Origin of the sequence: Streptomyces sp. NBC_00209, assembly GCF_045206345.1 — a bacterium.
In the GTDB taxonomy this organism is placed as follows: domain Bacteria; phylum Actinomycetota; class Actinomycetes; order Streptomycetales; family Streptomycetaceae; genus Streptomyces.
The window spans coordinates 525689-539372 of the sequence record NZ_CP108121.1; the positions used below are offsets into that span (position 1 = coordinate 525689).

The window sequence follows — 13684 nt, forward strand, 5'->3', positions numbered from 1 at the left end:
TTGTTGCGCGGACGGAGTCAGCTGGAGGTGTTGAGGGCCACCGGCATGACCAGCGTGGTGAAGCTGCCCTGGTCCGCGGAACGCACCACAACGGGACGGTCTGCGGCGGAGATCTCCAGCAGGACATCGGGCCCGACGCTGGCTTCCAGAGCAGGAGCAAGGACGGCAGGGTCGAATCCGATCAACTGGGGCAGATCTTCGTGGCAGATCGCAGGCAGGGTGGCGGCATGGGAGCGATCGGCCAGAGAGACGACCAGCTCGTCGCCGGCGAAGCTCACAGCGATCCGTGCGGCGTCGCCGCGGCTATTGACCGCGTCGCGAAGGGCCAGGCGATCCACGATCACGCGGTATTCGGTCGAGGGCAGAGCCGAAAGCATCTCTCGGTAGGAAGGGAACTCGGCATCGACCGTCGCCAGGACGCGGGACTGTGTCGCACTGCGTGCTCGGGTGCCGTCCGGTCCGACCTGGAGGGTGACTTGGTGGACTCGCGCCACCCATTGACCGAACTCGATCAGGTCAGCCGTGTGCATCAGCAGGTGGCAGGGCCCTCCATCGAGTGCCGCCGGTTTCAAGACGCGCATCGACAGGCGATAGCGATCGGTGGCTACCAGACGAACTTCGCCGTCATCGATCTCGATGAGGACGCAGTCAAGCGCAGGATGCTCCCCGTCGGAAGCTGCGGCCGGCACCACCTGGCGTACCGCACTGGCGAGCTCCACGCCGTCGATGCGCACTTCCGTCGAACTGCTTGCAGTCGAGAGGGATTGCAGAGCCACCGCGACGGCTGCCTTGGCGGTCTGCGTCTGGTCCCGCATTCTCTCCAAGTGCCGTTCCAGTACCTCTCGGCCCGCGTGTTCGGGCCCGTCGAGCACCACGGTGACTTCGGCCAGCGGCAGCCCCGCTTCGCGCAGACCGCGCAGGAGAACGGCACGGGCCTCCTGCGCGGGGCTGTAGAAGCGGTATCCGGTCGCCCCATCGACCCTCGCCGGCCGCAGAACGCGGCTGTCGTCGTAAAAGCGCAGGGCGCTCGGAGCAAGGCCGACTCGCCGCGCGAAGGCGCTGATGCTCAGTAGTTCCGTGCTGCCGTCCATGGACCCGATTGTTGACCTTCATCCAACTTGAAGGTCAACTCGTGACAGTGGCCAGTTGGAATTCCCCATGTGCGGCCAGTTACGGGGAGCTACCTGACCGCGGATGGCTACGGGGCGTGATGAGTAGCCTATGCGGTCCGGGTGAGGTCCATGATCCAGTTGGTGCGCCAGGTGGTTCCCCCGTCGTAAGAGAATGCCTGGTCCCAGCGCGGGGTGCCCGGGGTATGGGTGGTCCACTTGAAACGAACCTTGACCTCGTGGCCGCCGAGCACATCGTCGCAGAAGAACTGACCGACACCGTCGGTGAAAGAGCCCTCCACATACGGGTCCAGGTGCCCCGGCCGGCCGTTGGAGGCCCACCAGATCCGCCACACCTTGGCCTCGGGGTCGAACTGCCGCAGCGTAAACCCCTCGAAGGAATCGGTCCAGATGCGGTCGACATGCCCCAGACCGCCCAGGATCGGTTCCGCTGTCGCCGTGGCGTCGAACTCGATCCACTCCTCGCAGCCGGGGTCCGTGACGTCCACCAGCTTGCGGTTGCGTACCTGCCAGCTGCCGAAGATGAAGTCGAAGTCGGAACGCCCGTCAACGGGCACGGCAGAACTCACAGCGGTACTCCCAAGGTGCTGCGCTGCTGGTCTCATTTGGGCAGCGCGAAGACCGAAACGATACGTCCCGACGTTGGCTGCACCGGCAACATCTCGATCAAGAAGTCATCACGGAACGTAAGGCGGCCGATGGCCGTACGTGGGGAATTCGAAGTGGCCGCCCACAAACTCGCTCTTCAGCCGGGTTCCACGCCACCACCTGGCACGGGAGCTCCCTCAGCGTCAACCCCCGAAGGACTTCCAAACCCGACCACTTAGTGAACGAACCGGACCCGCGGCCGGGCGAGTTCGTGCGGGCGACCACGGTCCTCATAGTCCCGGACGGACAACCTGGGTACCCGGAGTTCGACGACCGTCAGGACTTCGGCATGTTCAAGGTCGAGACGCACTCGTCCCACTGACGGCCGACGGCCCGTCAGGCGCTACGCGGAAGACGAGCAGGTAGCGCCAGAAGAGCAGTCTGCGGATGCTGCACCCGGGCAGCAGTGCCGCCGCTTCCCGGCGGATCTCGGGCAGGGACATGGTCGGCTGCCGCACCGGCGCACTCACCTTTTTCCCGCGAGTCGCGGCGGGGCGGAGCCGGTCCTTCGCTCCGATCGCCAGCCTGACGCCGGCGTTGGCCGGCACGGCTGCCAGGCTCCAGGCCCAGTCGAGGCGGGTCCGTTCCGGGTAGCACCCCAGGATCACCAGGACGCCGCCGGGCGCGAGCGCGTCACGCAACGCGGCGACGGTTGCGAACGGCATGTGGTGGATGCTCGCGAGGCACGAGATGAAGCCGTAGTGTCCCTGGGGCAGGGCGAGTTCGGTCACATCCGCGTGCCGGAAACGCGGACTCCGGTCGCCGGCCGCCCCGCCGGAGAGGGCGCGGGCCTCTGCGATGGCCTCCTCCGACGGGTCGACCGCGTCGACCGTCATGCCCAGGCGGGCGAGCCGCCGCGCGAACCGACCGGTCCCGCACCCCACGTCCAGCGCCGCCCCGCAGTCGCGCGGTACTTGGCGCAGCAGCAAGCGGTGGTAGTGGTCGTTGTGATCGAAGGGCATGGCCCCGACCCTGCCACAGCGCCCCCACGCACGGGACAGCGCTCACGCGTTCCGTCAGAGGCGCTGGGCGAAGCGCCGGTCCACATGGACCCTGGCGAACTCACTCCTCAGCTGCCGTTCGTCCGCGAGCGGGGCGTGGCCGAAGATCACGACGGGGTGGATCCCGGGCCGTTGTTCCGTGATGGCACGGGTGGGCTCGGACGGGTCGGAGTAGTGGTTGGCGTAGACGTGCAGGTAGTGGTCGCTCTCGTCGAAGCCCATCGCGTGGTACCAGGCCAGGGTGTTCACGTCGTCCCTTGTCCAGGCGTCCAGCGTGGTCGCTCCGGCCGAGCGGGCCCAGTCGCGGGTCCGGTCCAGCAGTTGCCGTCCCAGGCCGCGGCGCCGGTGGTCGGGGTGGACAGCGACGGTGTCGATGGTCGCCGCGTCGCCCTCGATGCCGGTGTCCATGAGGGCCGCCACCGAGCCGGTCCCGTCGACCACGACGAGTTCCAGGCCGGGCGCCGCGATGACCGGCTTGGCGGGGACGACGGAGTCGTAGAAAGCCGTGTCCAGGAAGGCGAGAACCCGGCAGCGCAGCCAGGAGGTCTCGTCAGCCGGTGTGTACGTGCGAAGTGTGTAGGTCAAGATCGCGATCCTCTGCAGGCGTGATGGTGTGCGGTCGGAGGCTGCAGAGTGTCGTGTTCACGTCGGAGATCATCGCCTCATGGGCGTGAGTCGGCAACCGAATTCCCGTCGGGCCGAACCGAGCACCGCGAGCCATGCCGACGGACTCGGTCGCCCGTTCCGCACCGGGCCGTTCCGTCCGCTCGCCGCCCACCCCCCGCCGCGCGACCATGAGTACGGGGACCCCACGGGACAAGGCACCAGGAGGCATCCGTGGCTCATACGCGCAGCAGTGAGCACTCCACCGGCACCGATGTGCTGATCATCGGCGCCGGGCCCGTCGGGCTGAGCGTCGCGGCGGAGCTTCGGCGGCGCGGGGTGGCGTGCAGGCTCGTCGACCGGCTCCCGGGCCGTCTTCCGTACGCGAAGGCGGTGGGCATCCAGCCGCGCACGCTGGAGCTCTGGGACCGGATGGGGCTGGCCGGGGCCGTGCTGGCGGCGGCGGCGCCGATGTACGGGCAGCTCATCCACGTCGACGGGGCCGAGGTGGCCCGGATCGAGCTCGCGCTTCCGCCCGAGGTGCCGTACGGCTTCGCCTCGCTTCCGCAGTACGAGACCGAGCGCATCCTGGAGGAGTACGTCGCCGGCCTCGGCACGGTCATCGAGCGCGGGACCGAGCTGGAGGGCTTCGACCAGGACGCGGGCGGGGTGACGGCGCGGCTGCGTACGGCCTCCGGCGGGACCGAAGAGGTGCGGGCCGGATATCTGGTCGGCTGCGACGGTGCGCACAGCGCCGTGCGCAAGGGGCTCGGGCTCTCGTTCGAGGGCGGGGCGTTCGGCGAGGAGTACATGCTGGCCGATGTCGAGGCCGACTGGGACCTGCCGTACGGGTACGGAGTACGCGCCAGTCACACCGCGGCCGACGGGTCCACGGACGATCTGCTGGTCTGCATCCCGTTGCCGGGCACGGGCCGCTACCGGATGTCCATGCTGGTGCCGCCCGCGCTCTCCACCGGTCCGGCGGACGGCGGAGAGGTGGCGCACGGGCTGGAGGGCGGGCGTACGCCGGCGCTCTCGGACATCCAGGCCGTGGTCGACCGCCTGGCGCCGAGGCCGGCGGTCCTGTCGCGGATGCGCTGGTCGTCCGTCTTCCGGATCAGCCACCGGATCGTGGACCGGTACGGCGAGGGCCGGGTCTTCGTCGCGGGCGACGCCGCCCACATCCATCCGCCGACCGGCGCGCAGGGCATGAACACAGGCATCCAGGACGCCTGCAACCTGGCCTGGAAGCTCGCCCTCGTGGTACGCGGCGAGGCCGGTCCCGCGCTGCTGACCAGCTACGACGCGGAGCGGCGCCCGGTGGGTGAGGAGGTGGTCGGGCGGACCGTCCGGCATGCCACCCGGGGCGTCGGGAACGACGCGGACGATCTGGAGACCGTGCTGCTCCGCGAGGCCCAGCTGCTCGTCGGTTACCGGGACGGACCGCTGTCCGGCACCCCCTACGGGCCCGCCGACGCCCCGCAGCCCGGCGACCGCGCCCCGGACTGCGCCGGTCTGACGCACCCGGTGGCGGCGTACCCGCTGCGGCTGCTCGACGTACTGCGGGGCCGGACGGGCCATGTGCTGCTGCGGTACGCGCCGCAGGGCGTCGAAGCGGCGGAGGTGGGCGGCATGGACACCGTCACCGTCGTGGCGGGCGACGCGCCGGCGGAGGCGCCCGGCTACCGCGACACGGGCGGCGAGTTCGCGCGGCTCTACCGGCCGGACGGGCCGACCGGTTTCGTCGTACGCCCGGACGGGCAGCTGGGCGCGCGCTTCCCGTTGTCCCTCGCGTCCAACGCGCTGCCGCGCTATCTCGCCGCGCTGTCCGCCCGAGGCGCGGATGCTTAGCGCTTCGCCAGCCGCTGCCGCCGCGCCTCGTACAGCACGATCGAGGCCGCGTTCGACGCGTTGAGCGAGCTGGCCGAGCCTGTCATCGGGATGCTGATGACGTGGTCGCAGCGGTCGCGCCAGGCCGTGCTGAGGCCCGTCGTCTCGTTGCCGATGAGCAGCAGGACGGGCTGGGTGAGGTCGAATTCCGAGGCGTCGCACTCGCCGTCCTCGTCGGTGCCGACGACGACCACGGGGCGCCCCCGGTCGCGCTCCGCGTCCAGCCACGCGCCGACCTCGCGGTGCGAGGGGGTGCGGACGACGGGGAGGGCGAAGAAGGAGCCGGTCGTCGCACGGACCGCCTTCGGGTCGTACGGGTCGGCCGCGTGCCCCGTCACGATGAGTCCGCGGGCGCCGAATGAGTCGGCGGAGCGGACGATGCTGCCGATGTTGCCGGGCTGCGTCGGGCGGTCGAATACGAGGCCGAGGAAGTCCTCGTCCACCCGGATCCGGGACAGGTCGTCCGGCTCCATCTCGACCACGGCCAGGACCTCCGGGGCGCCCTCCGCCTTCTCGCTCAGCTCCGCGAGCAGGTCGGGGGCCATGGCGATGCGTTCCGTGGTGATCCCGCGCACCAGCTCCTCCGCCCAGCGGGAGAGCGGGCGGCTCGCGTCGTACAGGAGGGAGCGGACCGTCCAGCCGTGCTCGACGGCCATGGTGATCGGCCGGACGCCCTGGACGATGAACTCGCGGGCGCGGCCGCGCTTGGTCCGGTTGGTGAGCAGCGTCTGGAACTGCTGAAAGCGGGCGTTGCGGGTCGTGATCCGCTGCACAGCCACCGGGGGTCCTCCAAGGGGTGATCGGCTCCTCCGGCCGCGGCGCGGGGCCGCCCCGGAAACCAGAAATTCCCACGGTTCGCGATGAACCGTGGGAACTGGATGAGTGTCCGAGGGGGGACTTGAACCCCCACGCCCGATAAAGGGCACTAGCACCTCAAGCTAGCGCGTCTGCCATTCCGCCACCCGGACCAGGTGATCCGCCCCGGTTTCCCGCGGCGACAAAGAAAACAATACCAGGGGTTTGGGGTGCCTTACACCTGGATATCGGGGGGCCTGCCGGTGGACATTGCGCTGGTCAGTGCGGTGCCGGGGTGCCGCAGAGCCATTTCGCCGGCGGGGCGGGTTACGTTCGCCACCATGAGTGATCGCGGCTCCCGTCCTCCCCGCGCGCTGTCGCCGCTGCGCGAGCATCTGCGCGAGACCTTCTGGTTCGCCCCGGCCCTGACGCTCGTCGTCGCGTGCGTGCTCTGGTTCGCCGCCTCGGCCCTGGACGAGCAGATCGTCTCGTACCTGCGCGACGAGCAGGCGTACGAGGAGATCCAGGACCTGGTGAAGGTCGCCGAGGACACCAAGCAGATCGTCGTCACGGTCAGCTCGGCGATGATGACCTTCATCGGTGTGGTCTTCAGCATCTCGCTGGTCGCGGTGCAGATGGCGAGCGGCCAGCTCACGCCCCGGGTGGTGCGGATCTTCGTACGGAGCCGGATCAGCAAACTGACCCTGTCGGTGTTCCTCGCGACGTTCGTGTTCTCGCTGCTGGTCCTCAGCTCGTACGAGAGCGAGACCGACCCGCGCCGGGTCACCTCGCTGCCGTTCGTGCAGAGCGTGCTGACCGCCCTGCTCGTCGGGCTGAGCCTGCTCCTCTTCATCGCGTACGTGAGCTCCACGCTGCGCCTGATGCAGATCGGGCCCGTCCTCGACCACATCACCCGGGACACCTTCCGGGTGCTGGGCCGGATGCCCGCCGGCCGCCCGGGCGGGGAGGCGCTGCCCGACGAGACCGGGCAGATCCTGTACGAGGGACGGGCCGGGGTCCTCCGCGACGTCAATGTGGCCCGGCTGGTCCGGGCCGCCCGGCGCCAGGGCGTGGTGCTCCGGCTGATCCCCCGGCTCGGGGACTTCGTGGTGCCGGGGACGCCGGTGCTCGCCGTGCACGGCGGGGCGGCGCCGACCCGGCACGCCCTGCGGTACACGGTCTCGGTGGGCGTCGAGCGCACCCTGCACCAGGACCTGGCGTTCGGGCTGCGCCAGCTGTCGGACATCGCGCTGCGGGCGCTGTCCGCCGCGACGAACGACCCGACGACGGCCGTGCAGTGCCTGGACCGGATCGTGCAGTTCCTGGCGGCGGCGGTGCGGCTGCCGCTGGGCACCGTGCACCACCGCGACCGGAAGGGCGCGGTCCGGCTGGTCCAGGAGGTGCCGTCGTGGGAGGACCTGGTGGACCTGGGCTTCGAGGAGGTGCGCCGGTGCGCGGCGGGCGTCCCGCAGGTGACGCGGCGGCTGCTCGCCGGGATCGACGACCTGATGCCGCTGGCCGGGCCGGACCGGCGGGGGCCGCTCGTCCGCCACCGCGCGCTCACCGTACAGGCGGTGGAGCACGCGGTGCCGGACGCCGCCGAGCGGGCGTTCTCGCTGCTGCCCGACCGGCAGGGCATCGGCTGAGCGGTCCGGTCCCTCAGTCCTTGTCCTTGCCGCCGAACGCCGCGTCGAAGGACGCGCTCGGCGGGTCGAAGTCGTACCGCTTCAGGGACGCCAGCGCCTCCGGTGCGCCCGCCAGCCGGTCCATGCCGGCGTCCTCCCACTCGACCGAGACCGGGCCCTCGTAGCCGATGGACCGCAGCATGCGGAACACGTCCTCCCAGGGCACGTCGCCGTGGCCGGCGGAGACGAAGTCCCAGCCCCGGCGGGGGTCGCCCCAGGGCAGATGGGAGCCGAGGCGGCCGTTGCGGCCGTCGAGGCGTGTGCGGGCCTCCTTGCAGTCCACGTGGTAGATCCGGTCCCGGAAGTCGTACAGGAAGCCGACCGGGTCCAGGTCCTGCCAGACGAAGTGGCTCGGGTCGAAGTTCAGGCCGAAGGCCGGCCGGTGGTCCACCGCCTCCAGCGCGCGGTGCGTGGTCCAGTAGTCGTACGCGATCTCGCTGGGGTGCACCTCGTGGGCGAAGCGCACGCCCTCCGCGTCGAAGACGTCCAGGACCGGGTTCCAGCGTTCCGCGAAGTCCTCGTAGCCGCGCTCGATCATGTGCGGCGGGACCGGCGGGAACATCGCGACCAGGTGCCAGATGGACGAGCCGGTGAAGCCGATGACGGTGTCCACGCCGAAGGCGGCGGCCGCCCGCGCGGTGTCCGCCATCTCGGCGGCGGCCCGGCGGCGCACCCCCTCGGGCTCGCCGTCGCCCCAGATGCGGGCGGGCAGGATGCCCTGGTGCCTTTCGTCGATGGGGTGGTCGCAGACGGCCTGGCCCACCAGGTGGTTGGAGACCGCCCAGCACTTCAGGCCGTATTGGTCGAGCAGGGCCCGGCGGCCGTCCAGATAGGCGGGGTCGGCGAGGGCTTTGTCCACCTCGAAGTGGTCGCCCCAGCAGGCGAGTTCGAGGCCGTCGTACCCGAAGTCGCGGGCGTACCGGCAGACCTCCTCCAGGGGGAGGTCGGCCCACTGGCCGGTGAAGAGCGTGAAGGGACGGGGCATGGGGGCGGGACCTCCTAGAGGGTTACGGGGGTGAGGACGGAGTTCTTCGCGGCGCTCTCCTCCACCGCGGCCAGCACACGCTGCACCTGGAGGCCGTCCGCGAACGACGGGACGGGCGGGGCGCCCGCGCCCGCGAGGGCGCACACCACGTCCCGGGCCTGGTGGACGAAGGTGTGCTCGTAGCCGAGGGTGTGGCCCGGCGGCCACCACGCCTCCAGGTAGGGGTGCTCGGGCTCGGTGACGAGGACGCGCCGGAAGCCGGCCGTGGCGGCGGGTTCGGTGTGGTCGTGGAAGGACAGTTCGTTGAGGCGTTCCAGGTCGAAGGCGAGCGAGCCCCGCTCCCCGTTGATCTCCAGGCGCAGGGCGTTCTTGCGGCCGGCCGCCATCCGGGTCACCTCGATGGACGCCAGGGCGCCGGAGGCGAGCCGGCCGGTGAAGGCGGCGGCGTCGTCCACGGTGACCGGGCCGGTGTCCCCGGCCGCCGCCCCGCCACCGATCCCTGCGGACGGTCCGGCGGGCCGGGGCCGTTCGCGTACGAAGGTCTCGGTCAGCGCCGACACCGCGACCAGCGGCTCCCCCGCGAGGTACTGCGTCAGGTCCACCACATGGGCCCCGAGGTCGCCGAGCGCGCCGGAGCCCGCGCGGTCCTTGTCGAGGCGCCAGGTGAGCGGGGACGCGGGGTCGGTCAGCCAGTCCTGGAGGTAGACGGCGCGGACATGGCGCAGGGCACCGAGGCGGCCCTCCGCGATGAGCCGGCGGGCGTGGGCGAGGGCGGGCACTCGGCGGTAGTTGAAGCCGACGAAGGCGGACAGGCCCCGGGCGGCGGCGCGCCCGGCCGCCGCCGTCATGGCCTCCGCCTCGGCCACGGTGTTGGCGAGCGGCTTCTCGCAGAGGACGTGCTTGCCGGCCTCCAGGGCGGCGACGGCGATCTCCGCGTGGCTGTCGCCGGGGGTGCAGATGTCGACCAGCTGCACGTCGTCGCGGGCGATCAGGGCGCGCCAGTCGGTCTCGGCGGCGGCCCAGCCGTGCCGGCCGGCCGCGGCCTCGACCGCCGTGCGGTCGCGGCCGCAGAGCGCGGCGAGGACCGGCCGCGTCGGCAGGTCGAAGACGTGTCCGGCGGTGCGCCACCCCTGGGAGTGGGCGGCGCCCATGAACGCGTATCCGACCATGCCGATCCCGAGCGTCGGCGGCGCTGCCGTCTCCTGCTGCGTCTGATCCCTCTGGGCCATCCGGGGCTTCCTCCTCGTCGGTGGTTCGGCACGTGCGGTGGAGCGACTGGTCAGTTGAAGCCCGTCGGCAGGTACTGGTCGACGTTGTCCTTGGTGACGACGGCGGAGTACAGGGTGAGGCTGGTGGGGATCTCCAGCTCGGAGAGGCCGGACACGCCCTTGGACTGGCCGAGGGCGCGGGCCAGGTCGATGGCGGACGCGGCCATGGTCGGCGGATAGAGGACGGTGGCCTTCAGGACGCTGTTGTCGGCCTTGATGGCGTCCATGGCGGACTTGGCTCCCGCGCCGCCGACCATCAGGAACTCGTCGCGCCCGGCCTGCTGGATCGCGCGGAGCGCACCGACGCCCTGGTCGTCGTCGTGGTTCCACAGGGCGTCGAACTTCTTCTGCGCCTGGAGGAGCTGTGCCATCTTCGCCTGGCCCGACTCCACCGTGAAGTCGGCCGCCTGACGGGCCACCAGTTCGATGTTGGGGTAGTTCTTGAGCGCGTCGGCGAAGCCCTTGCTGCGCTGCTTGGTGAGTTCCAGGTTGTCGATCCCGGCGAGTTCGACCACCTTGGCGTTCTTCTTGTCCTTGAGCTGTTCGCCGATGTACGTGCCGGCGTTGAGGCCCATGCCGTAGTTGTCGCCGCCGATCCAGCAGCGGTACGCCTGCGGGGAGGCGAAGACGCGGTCGAGGTTGATGACGGGGATGCCCGCACGCATGGCTTCCAGGCCGACCTGGGTGAGGGCCTTGCCGTCGGCGGGCAGGACGACCAGGACGTCGACCTTCTTGTTGATGAGGGTCTTGACCTGGCCGATCTGGGCGGCGGTGTCGTTGGAGCCCTCGGTGGTTTCCAGGGTGACTTCGGAGTACTTCTTCGCCTGGGACCTGGCGTTCTCGTTGATGGCGTTGAGCCAGCCGTGGTCGGCCTGCGGTCCGGCGAAGCCGATGGTGACGGGCTTGCCCGGCTTGTTGTCGGCGGCGGGCGCCCCGCTCTGCGCGGGGGCGTCCTTCTCCTTGGGGTCGTTGCTGGTGCAGGCGGTGAGGAGAGCGCCGGCGGAGACGGCTGCGGTGCCGAACAGGAGCCCTCTGCGACTGGTTTGCGGCATGGCTGTGGAACCCTTCATCCGGTGGGTGGGTGTGGGTGTGCGGGGTGTGGACGGGCCGGGGCGGGTCAGGTATCGGTGCGGGCGGTGCGGCTCTGGACGAGGACGGCGGCGACGATGATCGCGCCCTTGGCGATCTGCTGGACGTCGCTCTGCAGGTTGTTGAGCGCGAAGATGTTGGTGATCGTGGTGAAGATCAGGACGCCGAGGACGGAGCCGGTGATGGTGCCGCGTCCGCCGCTGAGGAGGGTGCCGCCGATGATCGCGGCGGCGATGGCGTCGAGTTCGTAGAGGTTGCCGGCGGTGTTCTGGCCGGAGCCGGACAGGATGATCAGCATGAAGGCCGCGATGCCGCAGCACAGCCCGGACAGCAGATAGAGGTAGAGCCGCTGCCTGCGGACGTCGATGCCGGCGAGCCGGGCCGCTTCGGCGTTGCCGCCGATGGCGACGGTGCGGCGGCCGAAGGTCGTACGGTTCAGCAGCAGCCAGCCGGCGACGGTGACCGCGGCGAAGATCAGGACGAGCGGCGGGATGCCGAGGACGTAGGAGTCGGGCAGGCCCAGGTCCAGGACCGCGTCGACGGTGACCATCTGGGTCCTGCCGTCGGTGATCATGAGGGCGACCCCGCGCGCCGAGGCGAGCATCGCCAGCGTCGCGATGAACGGCACCACCCTCCCGTACGCGATGAGCACCCCGTTGACCAGTCCGGCGCCGAGGCCGACGAGCACGGCGGTGAACAGGATGCCCGCGAGCCCGTACTCCTGGGTGGCGAGGGTGCTCGCCCAGACGGAGGCCAGGGCGACCATGGCGCCGACCGAGAGGTCGATACCGGCCGAGGTGATGACGAAGGTCACGCCGACGGTGACGACACCGATCACCGATGCCTGGGTCAGGACGAGTTGGAGGTTGCCGGTGTCCAGGAAGGCGTCGGGCTCGGTGAATCCGCCGACGGCCACCAGTACGGCGAGGATGCCGAGCAGGGACAGGGTGTGCAGGTCCAGGCGCCGCCCGAGGGCGCGCGGGGGTCCGTACTTCTTCAGGGTCACGGGGGCGGGGCCCTGGTCCGGCCCGCTCTGCCGCGCCGTGGGAACGGGGTGGGTCATGACGTCGGGCTCCCTTCCATCACGAGGTCGAGTACGCGGTGCTCGTCCAGGTCCGTGGCGTCGGCGGTGTGCACCACACGCCCCTCGCGCAGGACGAGCACCCGGTCGGCGAGGCCCAGGACTTCGGGCACTTCGCTGGAGACGAGCAGGACGGCCAGCCCTTCGTCGGCCAGTCCGCGGATCACGGCGTAGAGCTCGGCGCGGGCGCCGACGTCGACACCGCGGGTCGGTTCGTCCAGCAGCAGCACCCGGCAGCCGCGCAGCAGCCAGCGGGCCAGGACCGCCTTCTGCTGGTTGCCGCCGGAGAGGTTGCGGACGGGGGCGTCCGGGTTGTCGGGGTGCAGCGACAGGATCCGGGTGGACTCACGCGCCGCCCCGCGCTCCGCGCCGCGGTCCAGCCAACCGGCCCTGGAGTAGCGGGACATGGTGGAAAGCGAGACGTTACGGGTGACGGATTCGAGCATCAGCAGGGCCTGGGCCTTGCGCTCCTCGGGGGCGAGGCCGATGCCGGCGGCGACGGCGGAGCGCACGCTCCCGGGCCGCAGCGCCTTCCCGTCGACGGTGACCCGGCCCGCGGTGGCGCGGCGAGCGCCGTAGACCGTCTCCAGGATCTCGGAGCGCCCGGACCCGACGAGCCCGGCGAGGCCGACGATCTCGCCCGGCCGCACCTCCAGGTCGACCGGGGCGAACTCCCCTTCCCTGGCCAGCCCTTCGACGGTGAGCACGGGGGCGGACTCGGCGCGTCCGGGGGGCGGCGGGGTGCGGGGCGGGAAGACGTACTCCACCTTGCGGCCCGTCATCAGCGCCACGATGTCGTGCGTCGGGGTGGTCTCGGCCGGCAGCCCGGCGGCGACGGCCCGGCCGTCCTTGAGCACCGTCACCCGGTCGCCGATGCGGCGGATCTCCTCCAGCCGGTGCGAGATGTAGACGACGGCGACTCCCTCGGCGGTCAGCGAGGCGATGATCCGGAAGAGGTTGCCGACCTCGTCGGGGTCGAGCGCGGCGGACGGCTCGTCCATCACGATGAGGCGTACGTCGTGCGAGAGCGCCCGGGCCATGGACACGATCTGTTGCTGGGCGGCGGAGAGTTCGCCGACCGGGCGGGCCGGGTCGATCTCCGGGTGTCCGAGCCGGGCCAGCAGCGCGGCGGCCTCGGTGCGGGCGCGGCGGGAGCGGACGACGAAGCCGGCGCTGGTGAACTCGTGGCCCAGGAAGATGTTCTCGGCGACCGACAGGCCCCGGACCAGGTCGAGTTCCTGGTAGATCGTGGCGATGCCGAGGCGCATCGCGGCCAGCGGGGACCTGAGTTCGGCGGGCGCGCCGCGCCAGGTGATCTCGCCGTCGTCGGGCTGGTGGGCGCCGGCGAGGACCTTGATGAGGGTGGACTTGCCGGCCCCGTTCTGGCCGAGGAGGCAGTGGACTTCGCCGGCCTGGACCTCCAGGTCGACGCCGTCGAGGGCGCGGACACCGGGGAAGGACTTGGTGATGCCGGACATGGTGAGCAGCGGTGGTTGCGGAGCCATGACG

The 13684-nt window shown here is 71.0% G+C and carries 12 protein-coding genes and 1 tRNA gene; 2 read left to right on the forward strand and 11 right to left on the reverse strand.

Annotated features, from left to right (window positions below; all coding sequences use genetic code 11):
* Positions 1–17: 17 nt before the first annotated feature.
* From OG867_RS02360 to OG867_RS02375, 4 genes are all read right to left on the reverse strand, one after another.
* Positions 18–1091, reverse strand: coding sequence for a MerR family transcriptional regulator (locus tag OG867_RS02360; RefSeq protein ID WP_328903568.1), 1074 nt, complete (start codon positions 1089–1091; stop codon positions 18–20).
* A gap of 128 nt (positions 1092–1219) precedes the next feature.
* A complete protein-coding gene (locus OG867_RS02365) occupies positions 1220–1699 on the reverse strand; it encodes a hypothetical protein (protein WP_328903567.1) in 480 nt (159 codons plus the stop codon).
* 372 nt (positions 1700–2071) lie between these two features.
* A complete protein-coding gene (locus OG867_RS02370) occupies positions 2072–2740 on the reverse strand; it encodes a class I SAM-dependent methyltransferase (RefSeq protein WP_328903566.1) in 669 nt (222 codons plus the stop codon).
* A gap of 54 nt (positions 2741–2794) precedes the next feature.
* Positions 2795–3364 carry a GNAT family N-acetyltransferase gene (locus tag OG867_RS02375; RefSeq protein WP_406282111.1) on the reverse strand — a complete coding sequence of 190 codons (570 nt, stop codon included), beginning with the start codon at positions 3362–3364 and terminating at the stop codon, positions 2795–2797.
* 252 nt (positions 3365–3616) lie between these two features.
* Here OG867_RS02375 and OG867_RS02380 point away from each other — a divergent pair, with 252 nt between their 5' ends.
* Positions 3617–5233 carry an FAD-dependent monooxygenase gene (locus OG867_RS02380; RefSeq protein WP_406282114.1) on the forward strand — a complete coding sequence of 539 codons (1617 nt, stop codon included), beginning with the start codon at positions 3617–3619 and terminating at the stop codon, positions 5231–5233.
* Here the strand turns inward: OG867_RS02380 and OG867_RS02385 are convergent.
* Both OG867_RS02385 and OG867_RS02390 read right to left on the reverse strand, forming a co-directional pair.
* On the reverse strand, positions 5230–6045 hold the full coding sequence (locus tag OG867_RS02385; protein WP_406290717.1) for an RNA methyltransferase: 816 nt from the start codon (positions 6043–6045) through the stop codon (positions 5230–5232). The two genes, OG867_RS02380 and OG867_RS02385, sit on opposite strands and share 4 nt — an antisense overlap.
* Positions 6046–6155: 110 nt before the next feature.
* Positions 6156–6240, reverse strand: a tRNA-Leu gene (locus tag OG867_RS02390).
* A gap of 168 nt (positions 6241–6408) precedes the next feature.
* On the opposite strand from OG867_RS02390, the gene OG867_RS02395 reads away from it, so the two are divergent.
* Positions 6409–7713, forward strand: coding sequence for a DUF2254 domain-containing protein (locus OG867_RS02395; RefSeq protein WP_406282117.1), 1305 nt, complete (start codon positions 6409–6411; stop codon positions 7711–7713).
* A 13-nt stretch (positions 7714–7726) separates the two neighbouring features.
* Here OG867_RS02395 and OG867_RS02400 read toward each other — a convergent pair whose 3' ends face one another.
* The 5 genes from OG867_RS02400 to OG867_RS02420 form a co-directional block, all read right to left on the reverse strand.
* A complete protein-coding gene (locus tag OG867_RS02400; protein ID WP_406282120.1) occupies positions 7727–8737 on the reverse strand; it encodes a sugar phosphate isomerase/epimerase family protein in 1011 nt (336 codons plus the stop codon).
* 14 nt (positions 8738–8751) lie between these two features.
* On the reverse strand, positions 8752–9966 hold the full coding sequence (locus OG867_RS02405; RefSeq protein ID WP_406282123.1) for a Gfo/Idh/MocA family protein: 1215 nt from the start codon (positions 9964–9966) through the stop codon (positions 8752–8754).
* A 50-nt stretch (positions 9967–10016) separates the two neighbouring features.
* On the reverse strand, positions 10017–11057 hold the full coding sequence (locus OG867_RS02410) for a substrate-binding domain-containing protein (protein WP_406282126.1): 1041 nt from the start codon (positions 11055–11057) through the stop codon (positions 10017–10019).
* A gap of 65 nt (positions 11058–11122) precedes the next feature.
* Positions 11123–12157 (reverse strand): ABC transporter permease, encoded by a 1035-nt coding sequence (locus OG867_RS02415; RefSeq protein WP_328903559.1) that lies wholly within the window; start codon positions 12155–12157, stop codon positions 11123–11125.
* Complete coding sequence (locus tag OG867_RS02420; protein ID WP_406282131.1) at positions 12154–13680, reverse strand: sugar ABC transporter ATP-binding protein; 1527 nt, start codon at positions 13678–13680, stop codon at positions 12154–12156. The genes OG867_RS02415 and OG867_RS02420 overlap by 4 nt, the downstream gene beginning before the upstream one ends.
* Positions 13681–13684 lie beyond the last annotated feature (4 nt).

Coding starts and splice junctions, on each gene's coding strand:
- OG867_RS02360 (WP_328903568.1), bottom strand. CDS start 1,091: ATGGACGGCAGCACGGAACTACTGAGCATCAGCGCCTTCGCGCGGCGA.
- OG867_RS02370 (WP_328903566.1), bottom strand. CDS start 2,740: ATGCCCTTCGATCACAACGACCACTACCACCGCTTGCTGCTGCGCCAA.
- OG867_RS02395 (WP_406282117.1), top strand. CDS start 6,409: ATGAGTGATCGCGGCTCCCGTCCTCCCCGCGCGCTGTCGCCGCTGCGC.
- OG867_RS02400 (WP_406282120.1), bottom strand. CDS start 8,737: ATGCCCCGTCCCTTCACGCTCTTCACCGGCCAGTGGGCCGACCTCCCC.
- OG867_RS02405 (WP_406282123.1), bottom strand. CDS start 9,966: ATGGCCCAGAGGGATCAGACGCAGCAGGAGACGGCAGCGCCGCCGACG.
- OG867_RS02410 (WP_406282126.1), bottom strand. CDS start 11,057: ATGCCGCAAACCAGTCGCAGAGGGCTCCTGTTCGGCACCGCAGCCGTC.
- OG867_RS02415 (WP_328903559.1), bottom strand. CDS start 12,157: ATGACCCACCCCGTTCCCACGGCGCGGCAGAGCGGGCCGGACCAGGGC.
- OG867_RS02420 (WP_406282131.1), bottom strand. CDS start 13,680: ATGGCTCCGCAACCACCGCTGCTCACCATGTCCGGCATCACCAAGTCC.